The following is a 19,683-nucleotide window of genomic DNA, read 5'->3' on the forward strand; positions in this document are numbered from 1 at the left end:
GTCGCATCGACGATGATTCTCCGGGTCACGCAAGACGACACGCGCCATTCGTGTGACTACTCGTCCGCTGGATCTCGTGCGGAACTCGGTGACGACGGACGCGCGACGGGTTCGCCTTGCCGCTGGACATGATGCGCGACCGCGTCGGTCACGGTCGGAAAGAAGCTGGCCGATCCGAATACGTCGAACAAGCCGTAAGCGCGCAGGCGATCCTTCACCGGGCCCTTCATTTCCGCGAAATTCAGCGCGATGCCTTGCTCGCCGAGCTCCTCGCGAAGCGCCACGAGCCGGTCCGCCGCGCTGACATCGATATCGGTGACGGGTTCTGCCGCGACGACGACTCGATCGACCGGGCCCGCCGCTTGCGTGAGCGCAGCGTGCAGATGCTCGCAGAAAATCTCGACATTGGCATAGAAGAGCGGGGCATCCCAGCGGAACAGCACGAGCCCGGGTGTTTGCACGGCGTCCGGATGTCGCGCAATGTCGTGATAACCGCGAACGCCCGCCAGCCGGCCAAGCACCGCATCGTACGGATGCCAGGCCCGCCAGACGAACGACAGCAGCGACAGCGCGCTCGCGAGCAGGACACCCGGTACGACACCCATGCCGACGACGCCCGCAAGGCACAGCACCGAAATCAGGCATTCGCCGCGGCGCATTCGATACAGTCGTACCACGCCGCGGACGTCGGCGATGCCGAACGCGGCGTAAATCACCACGGCAGCCAGCGCCGCACGCGGGACGAGCGTCAGCAGCGCCGGCGCGACAATGAGCAGCAACACGATGCAGGCCGCCGCGACGAGATTCGTGACCTGGCTTTGCGCGCCCGCGGCAATCGCGACGGGCGTGCGGGACGCGCTGCTGCTGACCGCGCAGCCCTGCATCACGCCGGCCAGCAGATTGGCCGCCCCCAATGCGACCAGCTCCTGGTTGCGGTCCGGCGTGTCGCCTGCACGAGCGGAAAGGGCGCGCGACAACATGCTGATGTCGGCGAACGACACCAGTGCCACGGCGGCCGCGCCGGACGCGAGCGCGGTCACGTCGGCGAGCGACACGACCGGGAGATGGGGCGTGGGCGCGCCGGCGGGCAACGCGCCGACCGTCGCGACCCCGTGCAACGGCAATACGCGTGCGGCCAGGGTCGCCGCCAGCACGGCGATCAACACGCCGGGCCAACGGGGCGTCATGCGTTTCATGGCCGCAATCGCCGCCAGAACGCCCACGCCCAGCACACACGCATCGATGGAAAACCGATGCTCGACGAGAGCCCGCACGACGTGCGACAGGCCGGAGAACACGTCGTTACCCGGCACGGACATGCCGAACAGCTCTGGCAGCCTGCCGACTGCAAGCGCGATGGCGATGCCGTTCAGGTAACCGTACTGGATCGGGCGCGACAGCAGATCGGTGACGAACCCGAGGCGGAGCGCACCGAGCAGGATGCAGATCGTTCCGGCCGATAGTGCCAGCGCGCCGGACAGCGCGACGGCCCGCTGCGGATCATGGTCGGCGAGCGGCGCGATGGCCGCTGCGATCAACGCGGCCAGCGCGGAATCCGGGCCCAGGACGAGGATCCGGCTCGGGCCGAGCACCGCATAGGCGAGCAACGCGGCGATCGATGCGTAGAGCCCGGTGACGGCGGGCAGGCCGGCCGCTTGCGCGTAGCTCATGCCGACCGGAACCAGCACCGCGGACAGCGCCAGGCCCGCATACAGGTCGCGCGAGAGCCACGCACGCCGGTAGTTCGCGAGCAGCGCGATTCCCGGGAGCATGCGTGCGATGCGTCCGGAAAGAGGCCGGTTCATCGCGGTTTCGTCACGGAAAAGCCGGGGCGACGGACATGGCTTGCTCCGGCAAGCGTGCATTCGACGGGATGCCGCCGGACCGTAACAGGCGCGCGAAACGCAAGAGCGGGAAGCGCCATTGCGCCGGATGACGGGAGCGCGGCCGCCTGACCGGATACCGGCGTCGCGACACGACGGCGCTCGACATCACGCAGCGTGGAGCGCCGAAAGCTGCAGCGCCTGGGCAAAACGGGCCAGCGACGCAAGCGATCCCGTCACGCTTTCGTAGCGTTCGCGCCCGATCCGGGCATCGAGCATGACCATCATGCCGGCTTCGCGCGCAAGTGCGAGGAGCGTCTGCGTATCGGGTACCGTGCATCCTTGCGCAGCGGACCTGGAGGTGCCGGTGCGGCCGGCTGCCCGGCTGCCCGGTTCGAAACAAGACATCGCATGTGGCATGACGGCTCTCCTGGGCGAACGGCCGGGAATCGATGTGCGGTACAAGCGGTCGTCGTGCATCCAGTATCGTTTCCGCTCCCGCAGGATTCAATCAGGCAGCCCCGAACCGCGTGTAGGAAACGGGCAGATGAAATCGGCCGATTCCTACATCGCGCGGCTCGCCCGTGAAGTCACGCGCCGTGGCGGCCGCGATCGCCGCTGCGCATACCAGCAGCCGATTGCGTGCCAGATGTCCTGCGCGGATTCGCAATAGGCGAACAAGTCGAGATCGCTGCGATCGATCATCCCGTCGTCCGCGAGAAAAGCGAAATCGACGACGCGGCGCCAGTATGCTTCGCCGACGAGTATGACCGGAAGCGGCGCGATCTTCCGGGTTTGCAGGAGCGTCAACACCTCGAACAACTCGTCGCAGGTGCCGTACCCGCCCGGGAAGAACACGGCGGCTTTCGCGCGTTCGAGCAGATGCAGCTTGCGGATCGCGAAATAGTGAAAGCGAAAGCACAAAGCCGGCGTGAGGTAGGGATTGGGCGCCTGTTCGCGCGGAAGTTCGATGTTCAAGCCGATGCTCGGTGCGCCGCTTTCGTAGGCGCCTCGATTGGCGGCCTCCATGATGCCCGGGCCGCCGCCGGTGATCACGGCGAGCCTTGTCGCGCGGGTGCGCCGGTCGGCGCGGCCGACGATGCGCCCGAATTCGCGCGCGACGCGGTAGTAGGTACTGTATTTGACCAGACGACTCGCGACCGCGACGGCGCGGCGCCGGCGAGCATCGTGCGGCCGCTCCGCCAGCGCACGGCTCGCTTCGCGCAGCCGCGCATTGGCTTCGGCGGGCGCGACGATGCGCGTGCTGCCGTAAATCACGATCGTGTGGCCGATGCGTTCCTGCTGCAGGCGCTCCTCGGCTTTCCAGTAGTCGAGTTGCAGCCGGATGCCCCGCATGCCGGGGCGCTTCAGGAGCGTCGTGTCTTCATCGGCCTGTATGCAGTTCGCGGTGTCGGCCCGGCGCCGTATCCGCGGCGACAGCGGGCGCGAGGGCCGCGTGCGACGTTGCCGGACCCTGACAGCGGTCGGTTTGACGGCGCTCATGGTGGAAGGGGGGGCTGACAAGGCCGGTTACTGACTCAGGACCCATTGCACCAGTTGACGGGCGTCGTCGCGCGTGAGCGGCCCGCCGCGCTCGGCGGCGGACGGCATCGGCGTATCGCCCCAATGCGCGCGGCCGCCGAGGCGCAGCTTGATTTCGAGTTGCTCCTGGGCGTGCGGCACGCCCCGGTAACGTTCCGCGATCTGGTGGAACGATGGCGCGAGAAACGGCATGTCGGATGTATGACAAAACATGCAGTGCTGGGCATCGACGAGCGCGGTCGGTTCGGGCACCACCGTCTGGGCGGCCACGATGCCGGCCGTCGCGGCGAGCATGCAGGCGGCGAGTAGGCGCGTGACGTTCATGGTTTTTTTCCTCGTCAGGACGAAAGCTGGCGCAGCGCGCGATCAGGAAATCACTTCGTCGAGCGGTCGGCGCGGCGAATGCGGCGCATGCGGGCCGCGCCCGATGCGCAGCAGCAGTTGCGGATGCCCGCGAAGCGCGAGCATGTCGCACAGCTGCGCGCGCAGTCCGGCCGTCTCGATCGGCTGGTTCAGGTACGACGCCGTGTAGCCCGCACGCGTCGCGACGAGCAGCATGCGCTCGAGCGCTTGCCCGGCGGCGAGCCAGGCCTCGCGATCGTCGCGAGCCGTCGCGATGCAGACGATCAGCGGCGACGCACCGACGAGCTGGTGGTGCAGCGCGGCCAGGCCGTTGCCGAGATCGAACGTGCGCACCGCGGTCGTCACGAGCGGCGCCGCGAAATCCAGCAGCGCCGGCACGCCGGCCGCGAATGCGGGCATGCCGTCGACGCGCCGGCGCGGATCGATCCAGCTCGCCAGTTCGCGCCGGAACCGCGGGTCGGCAAACTGCTGGCGATCCGCGTCGGCGATCACCTCGGCCACCCGCGCGCGCCGCGCGATCGAGTCGGCACAGGCCACGTCCGCGCCTTCCGCGGCGCCCGCCGCGATCAGCTCGTGCTGGAGCGCGTCCGGAACGGGTTCGGATTCGAACGGGGCGCGCGTCGTGACGCGCTCGGGGATCGCGGCGAACAGCGTACCCAGCTCCGCATCGGTGTAGCCGTCGTCGCACACGCGCACGAGTGCCAGGACGTCGGGATCGACGTCGGACGGGAACGCGCTGATCGTATGCGCGATCCCGGCATGATCGAGCGCGACGCGCAGGTTGAGCAGCGCCGCGCCGCAACTGATGATCAGTTCGCGATCGAACGGATCGACCACGGGCAGCGCGCGAACCCGGTCCGCGCAGACCGCGATCGTCGCGCCGTCGACGATGAACCGCCACGGCTGGGAATTGTGGCTCGACGGCGCCAGCACCGCGTAGCCCAGCAGCGACCGCAGTCGATCGTCGAGACGGGGGCTTGCAGCAACGGGGGTAACGGATGTCATTCGGCAATCTCCAGGGAGCCGGCCAGCGGCGGAACGCCATTTCATCCTGTCAGCAACCGGCCGGCGGCCGTTGACCCACGTCAAGCCCGCGTGAGCGAGTCGTACGGACACGGTTCCAGGCGCCTACGCTTGGAACAAGCGAAGCGCGCGGCGCCGATCGCGCGGGGGAGGCCCATATGCTTGCGATGATGTTCGACGGGACGACACCGGATTTGCGCGAGGCACACGTGCCGGCCCCACGGCCCGCGGCGGGCCAGCTGCTGATCGACGTGCACGCATGCGGCGTATGCCGTACCGATCTCCACGTCGTCGACGGCGATCTCGCGCATCCGAAGCTGCCGCTGATTCCGGGTCATGAAATCGTCGGGACGGTGCGCTCGCTGGGTGCAGGCGTGACGGGTTTCGCGGTCGGCGACCGGGTTGGCGTGCCATGGCTCGGCCGGACCTGCGGGCATTGCGCGTATTGCGCCGCCGGACGGGAGAATCTGTGCGACAGCCCCGGATTCACCGGCTATACGATCGACGGCGGTTATGCCGAGCGCACCGTTGCGGACCACCGTTATTGCGTGCATCTGCCGCGGCGCTACGCCGACCTGGAGGCCGCACCGCTGCTTTGCGCGGGGCTGATCGGCTACCGTACGTTGCGCATGGCCGGCGACGCACGGCGAATCGGGATCTACGGGTTCGGCGCGGCAGCGCATCTCGTCGCGCAGATCGCACACCACGAAGGACGCCGGGTGTTCGCGCTGACGAAACCCGGCGATACCGTTGCGCAGCAACTTGCGCTTTCGCTGGGGGCGGCATGGGCAGGCGGCAGCGACGAAGCGCCGCCCGAGACGCTCGACGCCGCGCTGATTTTCGCGCCGGTCGGCGCACTGGTGCCGGCGGCGCTGCGGGCGGTCGACAAGGGCGGGATCGTCGTGTGCGGCGGCATTCACATGAGCGACATCCCGGCTTTTCCGTACGCGTGGCTGTGGGGCGAGCGCCGCATCGCATCGGTGGCCAACCTGACGCGCGCGGATGCCGTCGCGTTCATGCGGATCGCCGACGCGACGCCGCTGCGGGTCGAAGCAACGCGCTATGCGCTGACCGATGCGAACCGCGCGCTCTCGGACCTGCGCATGGGGCATCTATCGGGCGCCGCCGTACTCGACACGCGCGGCTGAACCGCGCGACGTACGAGCCGGGAAATCCGCGGCGTCAGATGCGCGCGAGCTCTTCCGGATCGACGATGCGGATCTGCTTGCCCTGCGCCGCGACGAGCCCTTTCTGCTGGAACTTCGACAGCATGCGGCTGACCGTCTCGAGTTTCATGCCGAGATACTCGCCGATCTCGTCGCGGGTCATCCGCAGCACGAACTCCGCGGCCGAGTAGCCGCGTGCCTTGAAGCGCGTGGAGAGATTCAGCAGGAACGCGGCCACGCGCTGTTCCGCGCTCATCGTACCGAGCAGCAGCATCAACGCGGACTCGCGGACGATCTCGCCGCTCATCATCTGGTAGACGTGGTGCTGCATCGTCCGTACTTCTCGGCAGATCTGCTCGAGCTGGCCGAACGGAATGATGCAGACGGTGCTGTCTTCGAGCGCGATCGCATCGCCGTTGTGATGGCCGGTGTGCACGCCGTCCAGTCCGAGCGATTCGCCGACGATCTGGAAGCCGGTCACTTGCTCGTCGCCGTCGCGATGCATGACGACGGTCTTGAACGATCCGGTTCTCACCGCGTAGATGCTGTTGAACGTATCGCCGGCCCGATACAGGGTGTCGCCGCGCTTGACATGACGCGTCGTGCAGATCATCGCGTCGACCCGCGCGAAATCGTCGGGTGTCAGTTCCTGGGGCAGGCAAACGGCGCGCAGCGCGCACGACGAACAGCGGGACGACGCGCGCTTCGGCTGGTCCGACCGCTCGACGGCGTGCAGCGGAATAAAGGGGCGCGACTGCGGCGGCGTCGACACTTCGGCATGGCTCTGCATGATCTGCTCCGGTTGGTTGGGCGGCGGCGAATCGCGTGGGCACGGTCGCGCTGGCCGCTACGGGCGGCATGAATCTTCGCCGCCTTCATCAAGGACGCGCCGCACCGGGGCGTCGGGACGACGATGCAGTCGATGCCGGACTGCGCCGCCGGGCCGCTCCGGAAGGCACACGTGTTTGTTTTTTCTTGACGGGGAGTATGGACAGTCGGACGCGCGAATGAAATCAGCGGAAATTGAAGATTAAGTAGGTGATGAAGAAGGGCTGTAGGGTAATTCCTACAAGCGTGCGGCAGCTTGTCGCGCTCAGAGTTCGTCCGGGTCGTCGAACAGCTTGTGGCGTACGGCGTAACGCACGAGCGACGCATCGTTCGGCATCTGCATTTTCTCGAGGATGCGCGTCTTGTAGGTGCTCACGGTCTTGACGCTGACGCACAGCGCCTGCGCGATTTCGGAGATCGATTCGCCGGAGGTCATGCGCCGGAACACGTCGAACTCGCGATCGGACAAGCGCTGGTGCGGCTGCAGTTCTGCCGGCTCGTTGAGGCTTTGCGCAAACTGCTCCGCCATCGCCAGGCTGACGTAGACGCCGCCGGATGCAATCTTGCTCAGCGCGGCCACCAGTTCCGCGCTCGCGCTTTCCTTCGTCATGTAGCCGGACGCGCCGGCGCGGAACGCACGCACCGCATATTGCTGTTCGGCATGCATCGTCAGGACGAGGATATGCAGGGCCGGCTTTTCGTCCTTGATCTGCCGGATGAGTTCGATGCCGTTGCGGCCTGGCATCGACAGATCGAGCACCAGCACGTGGGCAGGGGTGCCGCGGATCAGCGTAACGGTCGACTCGCTGTCGCGCGCCTCGCCCGCGACCTCGAAACCGGTTGCGTTCTGCAGGATGTGCCGGAGGCCATCCCGGACGAGCGCGTGGTCGTCGGCGACGAGTACCCTGATCATGTGACATGCCCCTTGCGCCGAACCGCCTTTGCGGACGAGCAGCGAAATTGTGCGCGTTTTGCCGGTGTTCGCCAATCGGGGCGCATGCACGGGGCCGCCATGTCCGCCCCGAGGCCCGCTTGATCGGTGTCAACGGGCCGGACGGCGGCGGGCCCAGACTGAAGATCCCGATCCGGCCGGAACGGGATGGATAAACCGGGAGGCGCCATGTATGAACGGATCTTCGCCGCGCTCGACGACAGTCGCGGCGCACGGCTCGCGCTCGACGAGGCGATAACGCTCGCCCGCGCGTCGGGCGGCCTCGTCGTCGCCGTGTGCGTCGTGTCGGATACGCCGCGGCTGACGAATATCGACAGCGGCTACGTCGATCGGAGCGACCCGGGCGGAGTAGGGGCAGACCTCGCGGCGACGGCGCTCGCCGATGCCGAGACCGCGTTCCGGCTGTGCGGGGTGCGCGGCACCGCGCAAACGATCGATGCGTGCGGCGAGAACGTGGCGTCGGTGCTGGCGCGCGCGGCCGCCGACTGCGATGCCGACCTGATCGTGATGGGGACGCACGGCCGGCGGGGTGTTCGCAGGGCGTTGCTCGGCAGCGTCGCCGAGTCGCTGCTGCGCACCGCGGACCGGCCCGTGCTGCTGGTCCGCGACGATTCGGGCGCGTCGTGATCCGCCAGGACGACGGGGCGGCCGACCGAGGCCGCCCCGTTCGCGTTCATGCTCAGTGCGACAGCAGCACCGGCACCGTCATGGTTTCGAGGATCGTGCGCGTCGCGCCGCCGAGTACGCGCTCGTGCGTCCGGGTATGGCTGTACAGGCCCATCACGATCAGGTCCGCGTGAAGGTCGGTGGCCCGGTTCAGCAGCGTCGCGCCGACGCCGACCGTGCCTGGGCGTGTCGTCGTCGAGAACGATGCGCGGATGCCGTGACGCTCCAGGTACGCGGCGACGTCCACGCCTGCCGGCGTCTTGTCCGGATCGGGTTGCCCGTGGCTGACCGTCTCGACGTTGACGAAGCGCGCACGCGCGAGCAGCGGCAGCGCGTCGGCCATCGCGCGCGCGGCTTCGCGCCCGCCGTCCCAGCCGATCAGCACGTTCTCGCCGATCTTGCGCACGTCGCCCGCGTACGGCACGACGAGCGCCGGACGTCCGCTGCCCATCACGACGTCCTCGATGAAATGGCGCGCGACGTGCGTCAGGCGGTCGTCGGGATCTTCCTGGCCGAGCACGAGCAGGTCGGCATGACGCGCATGCAGGATCGCGGCGTCGGTCGCGGCGCCGGCGGGCGCCTGCCATTCGACGCTGCGCCCCGCGCGCTCAGCGGCTTCGAGGAATTTCTCCTCCGCGTCCTTGCACCGCTGTTCGCACAGGCGCTCGTACACCGCGAGCTTGAGCGGCTCGTCAGGCCGCCGCAGCGGTTCGAAGAGATCCTGGCAGACCACGTACAGGCCGATCAGGTGCGCGTTCCAGCGTCCTGCGAGTTCGAGCGCCAGTTCGACGCGCGTCGCGCAACGATCGCTGTCGTCGAGATGGACGAGCAGGGTCTTGTAGCTCATGACGGCTCCTTTTCGGTCGATGCAGCGGCGGGCGCCGCAACGGGCACCGGCGCGCAACTCGCCGGAATCATCAGCACGGGGCACGCGGCGCGCCGCAGCAAGCGCTCGGCGACGCTGCCCAGGACGAGGCGGCTGAAGCCGCGCCGGCCGTGGGTGCCCATCACGATCAGGTCGGCGCCGGCTTCCTTCGCAACGATCAGGAGCCGCTGCGCGACGTCTTCGCCGCCCGGATCGACATTGGCGATCCGCGGCGTGCCGGTTACGCCGCGCGCAGCCATGCGCTTCGCCGCGCCGTCGGTGACGCGCAGCCCTTCCTCGCGGAACGCGTCGATCAGGATCGACGGATCGTAGCCGTACATGTCGTAGGCCGGCACCAGGAAATCGACGACGTAGACCGGCGTGAGCCGCGCGCCCGATTCCGACGCAAGCGTCAGTGCGGCGTCGAGCGCGCGGGACGACGGTTCGCTGCCGTCGAGCGCGACCAGAATGTTCGAGTACATGGCGGTTCCCTCTGAACGCGTGTCAACGATTTCATCATCGGCGCACGCGCGCCGATCGCGCTGATCTGGATCAAGCGGCGCCGTCGCGTCGCAGCAGCCGCACCGCATCGCGTGCCGCAATCCACGCTTCGTCGGCCGGCTCGACGACGAGCAGCGCGAGCGTACGCATCGGCGCGCTCAGTGCGACATCAGTACCGGCAGCGTCATCGACGCCAGCACCGTGCGCGTGGCGCCGCCCATCAGCAGTTCGCGCCAGCGCGGATGGCCGTACGCGCCCATCACGAGCAGATCGCTGCCCGTTTCGTACGCGCGCGACAGCAGCGTGTCGCCGACGGACGTGCCGGCGCCGCTATCGACGTCGAGCACGTTGACGTCCGGCGCGTGGCGCGCAAGCATCAGCGCGGCATCCGCGGCCGGAATGCGGGTAGTCGCCGCTTCGGAATCGCCGTCGACCACCGCGACGACCGTCGTGCGTTTCGCGTGCTCGAGAAAGGGCAGCGCGTCGTGCGCGGCGCGCGTGGCCTCGCGGCTGCCGTCCCACGCCACCAGCGCGCGTTCGCCGAGCGACGGGAATTCCCCGGCATACGGCACGAACAGCACCGGACGCCCCGCCGACAGCACGAGCGTTTCCGGAAACTGGTCGTCGATATAGGTTTCGGGATCGTTCGGGTCGCTCTGGCCCGCGATCACGAGATCCGCGAGACGCGCGAGACGCGGCACCGCGACGTTGGCGCGCTCATCGGCGCGAATCCAGGCCGACGATACGCCGGCCCGTGCCGTTTCGGCATGAAACAGGCGTTCGAGCGCGGCGAGACGCTCGTCGCGCCGGTCGCGCTGTTCGCGAAAGTAATCGGCGGAACCGGCCATCACGTAAAACGAAGTCGGCTCCGGTGTGTAGATCGCGAACACCCCGGTCAGGTGCGCCTTGAAGCGCCGCGCGAGACGCAACGCGAGCTCGAGGCGCGAATGCGCGCGAACGCTCGTATCGAGATGCACGACCATGCTCTTGTAGCTCATCGGGATCGCTCCATCGACGGTATATCCGCCAGTGCAATTCAGTCTACGAAGCGGGCTTCCCGCGCGCTTGACGCAGATCAACGGCCGCCGTGCCGCACAGCCGCACAGTGAAGCGGTCGCGGCCGGTACCGGCAGGCGGCGCAAGACGGGTGCCGCCCGGGGTGCAGCAGGGGTGCCGACCCTTCGACCGAATCGACAGAGGGAAGACGATGACCACCGACGCTTTGACGACACCGGACGGCGCGTGCCGGGCAGCCTGCGACATCGCGCTGCGCCTGTTCGCGCTGAATCGCGACTGGCAGCACGAATGGCATGCGCTGACGGGACGGCGCATCGAGCGGGATCGCGACGCGGCGCGGCAGTTGCAGCAGGCGCTCGCGCAAACGCGGGAATGGACCGAGTTCGGCGCGGCGGCACAGCGCGTGATGCGCGATTACGCGATCGCAAGCGCCGCGATCTGGCAGGACGCCGTCGAATGGAGCATGCGCACGCAATACGAGGAGGCGGGGGTCTGGCGCACGTGGCTGCGCGAGTATGGCGCGGACATGCTGTCTCGCTACCAGACCGACTGGCTGCCCGACATGAGCCGGTTGGCCGTGGTCAACGAAGCGAGCATGCCGTGGCACGAATGGATGGCGGCGTTCGGACGCGGCATGACGGACATGGCCGGCGCGAATGCGACGCAGGAGCACGATCATGTGCGCTGACCGTGTCGCATTCGTGACGGGCGGCACGGGCGGCCTGGGCGCCGCGATCAGCCGTCGCCTGCATGCCGCGGGCATGACCGTCGCCGTGTCGCACACGGAGCGCAACGACCATATCGCGACCTGGCTGGTACAAGAACGCGAAGCAGGGCGCACCTTCCATGCGTTCGAGGTCGACGTCGCCGACTACGACTCGTGCCAGCACTGCGCGGCGCGCGTGCTCGCGCAATTCGGACATGTCGACGTGCTCGTCAACAACGCCGGCATCACGCGCGACGCCAGCTTCGTGAAGATGACCAAGAGCATGTGGGACGCGGTGCTGCGCACCAATCTCGACAGCATGTTCAACATGACGAAGCCGTTCGTGCCCGGCATGATCGAAGCAGGCTTCGGCCGCATCGTCAACGTCGGTTCCGTGAACGGCTCGAGAGGCGCGTACGGGCAAGCCAACTATGCGGCCGCCAAGGCGGGCATTCACGGTTTCACGAAGGCGCTCGCGCTCGAACTCGCGCGACACGGCGTGACGGTCAACACGGTGTCGCCGGGCTACCTCGCGACCGCGATGGTCGAGTCGGTGCCGAAGGACGTGCTCGACACGAAAATCCTGCCGCAGATTCCGGTGGGGCGCCTCGGCAACCCCGACGAGATCGCGGCGCTCGTCGCGTGGCTGTGCTCGGACGCGGGCGCATTCGCGACCGGCGCGGAATTCGACGTCAACGGCGGCATGCACATGCGATGAATGATTCCGTCATCCGCGTGCCGGTCACGCGCCGTCCGGCGGCCGCCGCCGGTGAACTCGCGCAGGCCTCGCGTCCGGACACCTGCGCGCGGCCTGAAGCGTCGCCGGCCGAACAATGGGATCGCGCGGCGCGGGCGAGCCTGGCCGCGATGACACTCGGCCTGTCGCCCGTGTCGCTGGCGTTGGCCATGATCGACTGGGGTGCGCATCTCGCCGTGTCGCCCGGAAAATGCGTCGAACTGGCGTGGCAGGCATGGCGCGCGGCCGGTCCGTTGCCGGCGGCGAACGGCGCGTCCGACGACCCGGACGAGGCCGGGCTGACGGTGCATGCCGGGCAGGCCGATCCGCGTTTCGCCGCACCGGCGTGGTCGAACTGGCCGTTTTGCGCGTATCGCGACAACTTCCTGTCGATCCAGCACTGGTGGCGCGATGCGACACACGGCGTGCGGGGCGTCGAGCGCCATCATGAGGCACTCGTCGGGTTCGCCGCGCGGCAATGGCTCGACGCATGCTCGCCGGGTAATTTCATCGCGACCAATCCGGTCGTGCTCGACGCGACGATACGCAGCGGCGGCGCCAATCTCGCGGCCGGTGCGCGGCACTGGCTGGACGATCTCGGCGCGCTGATCGATCGCGCCGGCGGCGCCCGGCCGCGCGATGGCCGGGCCTATCTGCCCGGGCGCGACGTCGCGATCACGCCGGGCCGGGTCGTATGGCGCAACGCACTGTGCGAATTGCTGCAGTACGAACCGACGACGGCCGGCGTCGCACGCGAGCCGATCCTGATCGTGCCGTCGTGGATCATGAAGTACTACATCCTCGACCTGCAGCCGCACAATTCGCTGATCCGCTTCCTGGTCGACGCGGGCTACACCGTGTTCGCGATCTCGTGGCGCAATCCGGGCGCGGAGTCGCGCGATCTCGGGCTCGACGATTACCTGCGCGACGGCTGCCTCGCCGCGCTCGACGCCGTTCGCGAGCGGTGCGGCGAAGCCGTCCACGCGGTCGGCTACTGCCTCGGCGGCACGCTGCTGGCCATCGGCGCGGCGGCGCTCGCGCGCGACGGGCGGCAGCACGACGCGTTGCGTTCCGTCACGCTGCTCGCGTCCCAGACCGATTTCAGCGAACCCGGCGAACTCGGCCTGTTCGTCGACGCGAGCGAGCTGTCCGCGCTCGACGCGCTGATGTGGCGGCAAGGCTACCTGGACGGCTCGCAGATGTCCGCCACGTTCGAGCTGCTGAATGCGCGCGACCTGATCTGGTCGCGCATGATGAGCGAGTATCTGCTCGGCAAGCGCACGAAGCCGAACGACCTGATGTCGTGGAATGCGGACGTCACGCGCATGCCGTACCGCATGCACACGGAATACCTGACGCGGCTGTTCCTCGACAACGACCTCGCGGCAGGCCGCTATTGCGTCGAGGGCCGGCCGGTCGCGCTGTCGGATATCGACGTGCCGATGTTCGTGGTCGGAACCGAGCGCGATCACGTGTCGCCGTGGCATTCCGTCTACAAGCTCCACCTGCTCACGCACAACGCGCTGACTTTCGTGCTGACCTCGGGCGGCCATAACGCAGGCATCGTGTCGGAACCCGGCCATCCGGGCCGCCACTATCGCCGCGCCGCCCGCGAACCGGGCGCGCCTTACCGCAGCCAGCACGACTTCGTGAACGAAACGCGCGCCGTCGACGGGTCGTGGTGGACGTGCTGGCGCGACTGGTTGCGCGCGCACGCGTCGGGCGACGTGCCGGCACGCACGCCGGACGCCGGCCTGGGGGCGGCGCCCGGCGCTTACGTGCTCGAAACATGAAGAGCCTGACCGGCGGCGTTCTCGATCGCGCCGCTCGTCGTCGCGGCGGGATCGGGCCTGCGCATCGGCAGCGCTGCCGGCGCATGCGACGCCTGCCCGCAACGCGCACGCCGGGCCCGATCAACGAACGAACCTCCCTTTCGACGGAGATAACGCAATGAAAGCACTCGTATACCAGGGGCCGCAGCGCAAGGCGCTCGAACGGCGGCCGATGCCGGAGCTGCAGGCGCCGACCGACGCGATCGTCCGCGTGACGCGCACGACGATCTGCGGCACCGACCTGCATATCCTGAAGGGCGACGTGCCGTCGTGCGAGCCCGGCCGCGTCCTCGGCCACGAGGGCGTCGGGATCGTCGAGCAGGTCGGCGCGGCGGTCGACACGCTGCAGCCGGGCGACCACGTGCTGATCTCGTGCATCACGTCGTGCGGCCGGTGCGAATACTGCCGGCGCGGCCTGTACTCGCATTGCACGACGGGCGGCTGGATCCTCGGCAACCGGATCGACGGCACGCAGGCCGAGTACGTGCGCATCCCGCACGCGCAGACCAGCCTGTACCGGCTTCCGCCCGGCGCGGACGAGGATGCGCTCGTGATGCTGTCCGACATCCTGCCGACCGGATTCGAATGCGGCGTGCTGAACGGCAAGGTGCAGCCGGGCTGTTCGGTCGCGATCGTCGGCGCGGGACCGATCGGGCTGGCGGCGTTGCTGACCGCGCAGTTTTACTCGCCCGCGCAGATCATCATGATCGACCCGGACCGCAACCGGCTCGACGTCGCGCGGCGCTTCGGCGCGACCGACTGCTTCGACGGCGCCAATGGCGACCCTGTCGCGGACGTGATGAAGCTGACCGACGGCGTCGGCGTCGATTGCGCGATCGAGGCGGTCGGGATTCCGGCGACGTTCGAGATGTGCACGTCGCTCGTCGCGCCGGGCGGCGTCGTCGCGAACGTCGGCGTGCATGGCGTGAAGGCCGACCTGCATCTCGAGAAGCTGTGGGATCGCAACATCGCGATCACGACCCGGCTCGTCGATACGGTCAGCACGCCGATGCTGCTGAAGACCGTGCGCGCGGGGCGGCTCGATCCGAAGCGTTTGATCACGCACCGTTTTTCGCTCGACGACGTCGAGCGCGCGTACGACACGTTCGGCCGCGCCGCGGAAACGCATGCGCTGAAGGTCCTCATCGAAGTGGCGTGATGGCGGCGCGCGGCGCGGCGGGAGCGGGCGCCCGCCGCGCCGGATGACGCGATGCGTGCGGCGTTCGTGCGCCGCGCGGCGTCGTCAGGATGACAGCGCCGCCGGTTCGCGCGTGTCGTCGCGCTCGGCTTCGTCGAGATCGACGGTCTGCCCGTAGGTCGGCACCTCGCACGGCCAGTGCAGGGTCTCGGCGATGCGCCGCCGCAACGCATCGGCCGCCGCCGGCTCGCCGTGCGTGACGAAGGTTCGGAACGGTGCGCGCTGCATCGTGCCGAGCCACCGCAGGATTTCCTCGTAGTCGGCATGCGCGGACAGCGTCGCGATCGACTCGACCCGGGCACGCACGCGCACGTACTCCCCGTGAATCTTCAGCGTCGGCTCATGAGCCGCCAGCGCCGCGCCGCGCGTGCCCGCGGCCTGGTAACCCGCCAGCGCGATCGTGTTGCGCGGATCGGGAGCATAGCGGCTCAGGTGATGCAGCACGCGTCCGCCCGTCGCCATGCCGCTTCCCGCAATGATGACCATCGGTCCCTGATGGTCGGCGATCGCCTTCGACTGGTCGACCGTGCGGATCATCGTCGCCGCGTGGCCGAGCGCGTTCGCTGCCGACAAGGTCAGCCGGTGCTCGAGGACGTGGTGGCGATAGATCTCCGTCACGTCCGTCGCCATCGGGCTGTCGAGAAACACCGGCACGCGCGCCATGCGGCCGGCCGCTTTCAGGCGCGCGATGTAGTGCAGGATCTCCTGCGCGCGGCCGACGGTGAAGCAGGGGATCACGACCACGCCGCCGCGCGAGAAGGTGTTTTCGAACAGCGCCGCCAGCTCGGTCTCGGGGTCCGATGCCGGATGCAGCCGGTCGCCGTACGTTGATTCGACGACCAGGTAATCCGCATGCGCCGGCGGCGTCGGCGGCTGCATGATCGGGTCGTGATAGCGGCCGAGATCGCCGGAGAACGCCAGTACCTTGTGATCCCAGTGCATGACGACGCTGGCCGCGCCGAGGATGTGACCGGCGGGCAGCAGCCGGAACGACAGGCTGCCGCCCAGTGCGACGCATTCGTCGAATGCGGCGGGTTTCATCAGGCGCAGCGCGCGTTGCGCATCGTCGGTCGTGTAGAGCGGCCGGGCCGGGTGGTGCTTCGAATAACCGTGCCGGTTCGCGAAATCGGCTTCTTCCTCCTGCAGCCGCGCGCTGTCGCGCAGCATGATGCCGCAGAGTTCGGCCGTGGCCTGCGTGCAGTACACCGGGCCGCGAAACCCGTCGCGCGCGAGCACCGGCAGGTAGCCGGTGTGGTCGAGATGCGCATGCGTGAGGACCACCGCATCCAGCGTGTCGGGCGCGACCGGCAGCGGGTTCCAGTTGCGCAGCCGCAGGTTCTTCGTGCCCTGGAACAGGCCGCAGTCGACCAGGAGGCGCCGGTCGCGATGCTCGACCAGATACTTCGATCCGGTCACGGTCTCGGTCGCACCGAGAAAAGTCAGTTTCATGGCTTGCCCCGCCGGGAGTTGAGGAGTTCGGTGTTCCGATTACATCGCGTGTGCGTGCAATAGCTTTGACGGAAGTCAGGGATTGCCGTGTCCGCGTGCGAGGGAACGCGCGCGACCGTGGCGATTCGACAGGAGAATGGCGGCGAGCCGCCGTCCGGCATGCGGGGCGCTCCGTTTCGCGGGCTTGATGTGTGTCAACCGCGCCCGTCGGCACCCACATACAGTCGACACCAGGGCTTGCGCACGTGGTGCGCGGAGCCGACCAGCGCGGCGCGTTCGGAAGCCGGATGTCGTCTTCGAGCAGGCCGAGAACCGGCTGCATACGATCAAGGCCATGCAGGTCGCGACGCTGGCGAGCTAGGGGAGGGGTGAACCGATGCGTATCGTGGTCGCTCTGGGTGGCAACGCGCTGCTGCGACGCGGCGAGGCGATGACCGCCGCCGCGCAGCAGGAAAACGTGAGACTGGCTGCCGCCCGGCTCGCGGGCGCACGGCAACGAACTCGTAAGCATGTTCGTGGACCGATGAGGCCTCGCGCGACGCTGGTTACCAAGGTGCGGATCAGAGCAATGCTGACGGCGGAGTGAAGAACCGGCTCGCCGATTCCGTCGGGCACGTATCGTGAAGCATCCGAACCCCGGTACGCGCGTTCATTCGATCACGCGGACAAATTCCTGCATCAGGTGAAGTCCGTCCGTGCTTCATCGTGACGCCCTGACGTTCGTGCGGATCCATCCCTGCGTGTCGCCGAAGACTCAGTTGCCCGTCACGCGCACCGAGCGGGCCGGCGTGCGCTTGAGCGCCCCGGCCCCGCCTGGTGCCGCCGGACCGGGGCGCTTGCGACGCAGCGGTCGATGCGGGTTTCTTCGTCGCGGCTCCCGCGGCACTCCGGCCTGTCCGGTTTCACGGCGAAAGCGTGCGATTCGTTGCTTGACCACGGTCGACGCGAGCCGCCGGTTCGTCGCGCGACCGGCTCCGGTTGTCGGGCAGCGCGCGCCGATGTCCGTCGGTTGACGCACATCAACAACGCAGGGCCGTCGCCACGGAAGATGGACGTACGAGTACGAAATCAAGTATTGCGAGCGCACCACACTGATGAACCGGCTCTGGCCATCAATCGGCGCAATCAACAGGAGCGGAACATGGGAATCTGGATGCAAATCGCCTACTTCGGCTTCGCCGGGTCGACTCAGCTGGAGGCGGAAGCGAGCATCCAGCTGATGCGTCTCGAGCCGTTCGGTACGCAACTGGCCGGCTGCCATCTCGCGATCGAGGCCATGGGTGCGTCGACTCGCCAGCCGAGGTATGACGTGCGACTCGATCTGATCACGCGCAAGGGGGAATTCCGCCCCGTTCCGCATATGACGGGCGTGGACCCCATGGACGCGCTGGAGCGGGCATTCGACCTTGCCGAGCGGCAACTCGCCACGACCGCGGCCACAGGAACCCATGAGAACCCGCACTGACACGTCCTGCCCGTCGGGCGCGATTCGCCATGGCCCGCTGCGCCGACCCGCCGCGGTTCACAGCAGTTCCCGGCGGTTCGCGACGCGTGTGCCGGTCCGCCGCAGCAAGGGAGACGGTGCGGTCGGCAGCCCTGGTCCGGCTAGCTTTCTTCGTCGCCCGTGAAGACCTCGTGCTCCGGCATCTCCGCCGTATCGTCGACACACTGCACCCGCCATGCGCCAGGCACTGGCGCCTGCCGGGCATCGCGCAACCAGCGCGCGACGCCGGCCTGGCCTTCGAACGGCCCGGACGGTGCGTCGAGATCGAAATCGTCGAGCCAGAACAGGGCGCCCGCGTTGTCGGGGCCCGTCATTACGGTGGCGCCGTCTTCGCGGACGAGCGTCCCCCACACGGGCAGGTCCATCCCTGCATGACCTTCGCGCGACCAGCGACGCATGGCCGTGTCGATCCAGAGAATGGCATAGGCCGACGGGTTGTCGCAGGCGAAAGTATCGAGATGCAGCGTGATCCGCACGATGGGCTCCGAATCGACGAAGGAGGGCGGTCGCCGTCACCGGCGGTCGCGGCTTTTACTGGCTCATGACCCGGCGAATCAGCGCATGCTCGGAGCACAGCGGGCCGCCGTGCTCGGCGGGCAGCGGCATCGCGGTATCGCCCCGGTGCGCGCGGCCGCCCGGTCTCAGCGTGTCATTGGAGCGGTAGTCATCGCGCGGTGTCCGGCAAGTAGTCCGACTCAGTTTATGCGTTGCCCCGAGCCGGCGATTGATGCAGGTCAAACGCCGGCACGCGCTCGCCGAGCCAGTTCCTCGTCCAACCGCCGGTTCCCCGAACGACCACGTTTGCGCGACGTCAGTCCAGCCGCACCAGATTCCCGGTACCGAATCACTAGCCGTTCGATCTGCCGGACCGTTAGGCCCAGTCGTTCGGCCGCGGCCAACCGAAAGCCGTGGCATTCCCACAGCTTCTCGCAGGCCGGCGTCGGGCCGAAATCGGCGTAGCGATCGCGGATGATGGAGAGCGCCCGGTCGGCGGCTCCTGGGTCCGGGTTGGGCATGGTGCGACATGGGCCTTTAGAACCATTTCTAGCAGGCTGTTGAAAAGCGCCGCGTTTTGATGGCCAGGGCACTGATTAAATGGATTCCGTATGCGATTGGCCGCCGAGTTGCCGATAGATCGTCGTGGCTGCCCCGCTGGCGAGCGGGATTGCCGGCGCGTTGCCGCGCGACGGTCGCGCTGCTCGGGCGGCTCATTGCATCGCTCCTTGCGGTACCACCGTCAGCATTCGCGCAATTCGAGTCAGGTTGCTCGCCCGACAACGCAGCGTGCGAAGGCTTCTTTGGACGGCTGAAAACGGAACTGTTTTACTCTCGGGACTGGCAGGCCGTCAGCACCGACCAGTTCATTGAGGTCGTTGACTCGTACATTCGCTGGTACAACGAAAAACGGATCAAGATCTCGCTTGGCGCACTCAGTCCGATTGAATACCGGGAGAGCCTCGGGCTGACGACATAAACCAGTCCAAGAATTCCGCCGCACCCCCGAACACGACA

At 68.1% G+C, this 19,683-nt stretch carries 20 protein-coding genes and 2 pseudogenes; 9 read left to right on the top strand and 13 right to left on the bottom strand.

Translation table 11 applies throughout. The features are described from left to right. Nucleotides 1-56 precede the first annotated feature (56 nt). The 5 genes from ACPUER_RS23620 to ACPUER_RS23640 form a co-directional block, all read right to left on the bottom strand. Nucleotides 57-1,805 (bottom strand): SulP family inorganic anion transporter, encoded by a 1,749-nt coding sequence (locus tag ACPUER_RS23620; RefSeq protein ID WP_425132265.1) that lies wholly within the window; start codon nt 1,803-1,805, stop codon nt 57-59. A gap of 186 nt (nt 1,806-1,991) precedes the next feature. Then, nucleotides 1,992-2,243 (bottom strand): hypothetical protein, encoded by a 252-nt coding sequence (locus tag ACPUER_RS23625; protein ID WP_425132266.1) that lies wholly within the window; start codon nt 2,241-2,243, stop codon nt 1,992-1,994. Nucleotides 2,244-2,387: 144 nt separating this feature from the next. Further along, a complete protein-coding gene (locus ACPUER_RS23630) occupies nt 2,388-3,326 on the bottom strand; it encodes an LOG family protein (protein WP_425132267.1) in 939 nt (312 codons plus the stop codon). A gap of 27 nt (nt 3,327-3,353) precedes the next feature. After that, nucleotides 3,354-3,689: a c-type cytochrome gene (locus ACPUER_RS23635; RefSeq protein ID WP_425132268.1), complete on the bottom strand. Its 336-nt coding sequence runs from the start codon at nt 3,687-3,689 to the stop codon at nt 3,354-3,356. A 42-nt stretch (nt 3,690-3,731) separates the two neighbouring features. Next, on the bottom strand, nt 3,732-4,733 hold the full coding sequence (locus ACPUER_RS23640; protein ID WP_310142424.1) for an Acg family FMN-binding oxidoreductase: 1,002 nt from the start codon (nt 4,731-4,733) through the stop codon (nt 3,732-3,734). 176 nt (nt 4,734-4,909) lie between these two features. On the opposite strand from ACPUER_RS23640, the gene ACPUER_RS23645 reads away from it, so the two are divergent. Beyond that, nucleotides 4,910-5,899: a zinc-dependent alcohol dehydrogenase family protein gene (locus tag ACPUER_RS23645; protein WP_425132269.1), complete on the top strand. Its 990-nt coding sequence runs from the start codon at nt 4,910-4,912 to the stop codon at nt 5,897-5,899. A 34-nt stretch (nt 5,900-5,933) separates the two neighbouring features. On the opposite strand, the gene fnr is transcribed toward ACPUER_RS23645, so the two are convergent. Both fnr and ACPUER_RS23655 read right to left on the bottom strand, forming a co-directional pair. Next, nucleotides 5,934-6,707 (bottom strand): fumarate/nitrate reduction transcriptional regulator Fnr, encoded by a 774-nt coding sequence (gene fnr, locus ACPUER_RS23650; RefSeq protein WP_175961374.1) that lies wholly within the window; start codon nt 6,705-6,707, stop codon nt 5,934-5,936. A 303-nt stretch (nt 6,708-7,010) separates the two neighbouring features. Beyond that, nucleotides 7,011-7,658 carry a response regulator gene (locus tag ACPUER_RS23655; protein ID WP_175961373.1) on the bottom strand — a complete coding sequence of 216 codons (648 nt, stop codon included), beginning with the start codon at nt 7,656-7,658 and terminating at the stop codon, nt 7,011-7,013. 207 nt (nt 7,659-7,865) lie between these two features. On the opposite strand from ACPUER_RS23655, the gene ACPUER_RS23660 reads away from it, so the two are divergent. Continuing rightward, complete coding sequence (locus ACPUER_RS23660) at nt 7,866-8,324, top strand: universal stress protein (protein ID WP_175961372.1); 459 nt, start codon at nt 7,866-7,868, stop codon at nt 8,322-8,324. Between the two features lie 52 nt (nt 8,325-8,376). Here ACPUER_RS23660 and ACPUER_RS23665 read toward each other — a convergent pair whose 3' ends face one another. The 3 genes from ACPUER_RS23665 to ACPUER_RS23675 all read right to left on the bottom strand — a co-directional run bounded on the left by ACPUER_RS23665 (nt 8,377) and on the right by ACPUER_RS23675 (nt 10,727). Further along, entirely contained in the window at nt 8,377-9,210 is an 834-nt protein-coding gene (locus ACPUER_RS23665) for a universal stress protein (RefSeq protein ID WP_175961371.1), read from the bottom strand. After that, entirely contained in the window at nt 9,207-9,710 is a 504-nt protein-coding gene (locus ACPUER_RS23670) for a universal stress protein (protein WP_425132270.1), read from the bottom strand. Before ACPUER_RS23670 ends, ACPUER_RS23665 begins: the two co-directional genes overlap by 4 nt. A 177-nt stretch (nt 9,711-9,887) precedes the next feature. Next, nucleotides 9,888-10,727, bottom strand: a complete 840-nt coding sequence (locus ACPUER_RS23675) for a universal stress protein (protein ID WP_425132271.1) — start codon at nt 10,725-10,727, stop codon at nt 9,888-9,890. Nucleotides 10,728-10,936: 209 nt separating this feature from the next. Between ACPUER_RS23675 and ACPUER_RS23680 the strand changes: the two genes are divergently transcribed. The 4 genes from ACPUER_RS23680 to ACPUER_RS23695 all read left to right on the top strand — a co-directional run bounded on the left by ACPUER_RS23680 (nt 10,937) and on the right by ACPUER_RS23695 (nt 15,179). Continuing rightward, nucleotides 10,937-11,434 (top strand): hypothetical protein, encoded by a 498-nt coding sequence (locus ACPUER_RS23680; protein ID WP_175961368.1) that lies wholly within the window; start codon nt 10,937-10,939, stop codon nt 11,432-11,434. Beyond that, nucleotides 11,424-12,170, top strand: a complete 747-nt coding sequence (phbB, locus tag ACPUER_RS23685; protein WP_425132272.1) for an acetoacetyl-CoA reductase — start codon at nt 11,424-11,426, stop codon at nt 12,168-12,170. The genes ACPUER_RS23680 and phbB overlap by 11 nt, the downstream gene beginning before the upstream one ends. Further along, nucleotides 12,167-13,981: a PHA/PHB synthase family protein gene (locus tag ACPUER_RS23690; RefSeq protein WP_425132273.1), complete on the top strand. Its 1,815-nt coding sequence runs from the start codon at nt 12,167-12,169 to the stop codon at nt 13,979-13,981. Before phbB ends, ACPUER_RS23690 begins: the two co-directional genes overlap by 4 nt. A gap of 157 nt (nt 13,982-14,138) precedes the next feature. Next, nucleotides 14,139-15,179, top strand: coding sequence for a zinc-dependent alcohol dehydrogenase family protein (locus ACPUER_RS23695; RefSeq protein ID WP_175961365.1), 1,041 nt, complete (start codon nt 14,139-14,141; stop codon nt 15,177-15,179). Between the two features lie 84 nt (nt 15,180-15,263). On the opposite strand, the gene ACPUER_RS23700 is transcribed toward ACPUER_RS23695, so the two are convergent. Next, nucleotides 15,264-16,667 carry an MBL fold metallo-hydrolase RNA specificity domain-containing protein gene (locus ACPUER_RS23700; protein WP_425132274.1) on the bottom strand — a complete coding sequence of 468 codons (1,404 nt, stop codon included), beginning with the start codon at nt 16,665-16,667 and terminating at the stop codon, nt 15,264-15,266. A 376-nt stretch (nt 16,668-17,043) separates the two neighbouring features. On the opposite strand from ACPUER_RS23700, the pseudogene ACPUER_RS23705 reads away from it, so the two are divergent. Further along, nucleotides 17,044-17,151 (top strand): annotated as a pseudogene (locus ACPUER_RS23705) (carbamate kinase); the annotation flags it as partial. Nucleotides 17,152-17,820: 669 nt separating this feature from the next. Beyond that, a complete protein-coding gene (locus tag ACPUER_RS23710) occupies nt 17,821-18,132 on the top strand; it encodes a hypothetical protein (protein WP_175961585.1) in 312 nt (103 codons plus the stop codon). Nucleotides 18,133-18,272: 140 nt separating this feature from the next. Here the strand turns inward: ACPUER_RS23710 and ACPUER_RS23715 are convergent, their stop codons facing one another. Both ACPUER_RS23715 and ACPUER_RS23720 read right to left on the bottom strand, forming a co-directional pair. Further along, the gene (locus ACPUER_RS23715; protein ID WP_425132275.1) at nt 18,273-18,647 is read right to left on the bottom strand and encodes a DUF3564 family protein; all 375 of its coding nucleotides are present in this window, start codon (nt 18,645-18,647) and stop codon (nt 18,273-18,275) included. A gap of 258 nt (nt 18,648-18,905) precedes the next feature. Then, nucleotides 18,906-19,070 carry a helix-turn-helix domain-containing protein gene (locus ACPUER_RS23720; RefSeq protein ID WP_425132283.1) on the bottom strand — a complete coding sequence of 55 codons (165 nt, stop codon included), beginning with the start codon at nt 19,068-19,070 and terminating at the stop codon, nt 18,906-18,908. A gap of 362 nt (nt 19,071-19,432) precedes the next feature. Between ACPUER_RS23720 and ACPUER_RS23725 the strand changes: the two are divergent. Next, a pseudogene (locus ACPUER_RS23725) lies at nt 19,433-19,645 on the top strand (IS3 family transposase); the annotation flags it as partial. Nucleotides 19,646-19,683 lie beyond the last annotated feature (38 nt).

Source organism: Burkholderia sp. DN3021, assembly GCF_049805555.1.
Taxonomy (GTDB): Bacteria; Pseudomonadota; Gammaproteobacteria; order Burkholderiales; family Burkholderiaceae; genus Burkholderia; species Burkholderia pyrrocinia_C.

What these genes read in the sequence shown, in the direction of transcription:
- ACPUER_RS23630 (WP_425132267.1), bottom strand. Translation starts at nt 3,326, where the DNA reads ATGAGCGCCGTCAAACCGACCGCTGTCAGGGTCCGGCAACGTCGCACG.
- ACPUER_RS23625 (WP_425132266.1), bottom strand. Translation starts at nt 2,243, where the DNA reads ATGCCACATGCGATGTCTTGTTTCGAACCGGGCAGCCGGGCAGCCGGC.
- phbB (WP_425132272.1), top strand. Translation starts at nt 11,424, where the DNA reads ATGTGCGCTGACCGTGTCGCATTCGTGACGGGCGGCACGGGCGGCCTG.
- ACPUER_RS23635 (WP_425132268.1), bottom strand. Translation starts at nt 3,689, where the DNA reads ATGAACGTCACGCGCCTACTCGCCGCCTGCATGCTCGCCGCGACGGCC.
- ACPUER_RS23665 (WP_175961371.1), bottom strand. Translation starts at nt 9,210, where the DNA reads ATGAGCTACAAGACCCTGCTCGTCCATCTCGACGACAGCGATCGTTGC.
- ACPUER_RS23620 (WP_425132265.1), bottom strand. Translation starts at nt 1,805, where the DNA reads ATGAACCGGCCTCTTTCCGGACGCATCGCACGCATGCTCCCGGGAATC.
- ACPUER_RS23675 (WP_425132271.1), bottom strand. Translation starts at nt 10,727, where the DNA reads ATGAGCTACAAGAGCATGGTCGTGCATCTCGATACGAGCGTTCGCGCG.
- ACPUER_RS23645 (WP_425132269.1), top strand. Translation starts at nt 4,910, where the DNA reads ATGCTTGCGATGATGTTCGACGGGACGACACCGGATTTGCGCGAGGCA.
- ACPUER_RS23660 (WP_175961372.1), top strand. Translation starts at nt 7,866, where the DNA reads ATGTATGAACGGATCTTCGCCGCGCTCGACGACAGTCGCGGCGCACGG.
- fnr (WP_175961374.1), bottom strand. Translation starts at nt 6,707, where the DNA reads ATGCAGAGCCATGCCGAAGTGTCGACGCCGCCGCAGTCGCGCCCCTTT.
- ACPUER_RS23700 (WP_425132274.1), bottom strand. Translation starts at nt 16,667, where the DNA reads ATGAAACTGACTTTTCTCGGTGCGACCGAGACCGTGACCGGATCGAAG.
- ACPUER_RS23695 (WP_175961365.1), top strand. Translation starts at nt 14,139, where the DNA reads ATGAAAGCACTCGTATACCAGGGGCCGCAGCGCAAGGCGCTCGAACGG.
- ACPUER_RS23710 (WP_175961585.1), top strand. Translation starts at nt 17,821, where the DNA reads ATGCAAATCGCCTACTTCGGCTTCGCCGGGTCGACTCAGCTGGAGGCG.
- ACPUER_RS23680 (WP_175961368.1), top strand. Translation starts at nt 10,937, where the DNA reads ATGACCACCGACGCTTTGACGACACCGGACGGCGCGTGCCGGGCAGCC.
- ACPUER_RS23640 (WP_310142424.1), bottom strand. Translation starts at nt 4,733, where the DNA reads ATGACATCCGTTACCCCCGTTGCTGCAAGCCCCCGTCTCGACGATCGA.
- ACPUER_RS23690 (WP_425132273.1), top strand. Translation starts at nt 12,167, where the DNA reads ATGAATGATTCCGTCATCCGCGTGCCGGTCACGCGCCGTCCGGCGGCC.
- ACPUER_RS23670 (WP_425132270.1), bottom strand. Translation starts at nt 9,710, where the DNA reads ATGTACTCGAACATTCTGGTCGCGCTCGACGGCAGCGAACCGTCGTCC.
- ACPUER_RS23655 (WP_175961373.1), bottom strand. Translation starts at nt 7,658, where the DNA reads ATGATCAGGGTACTCGTCGCCGACGACCACGCGCTCGTCCGGGATGGC.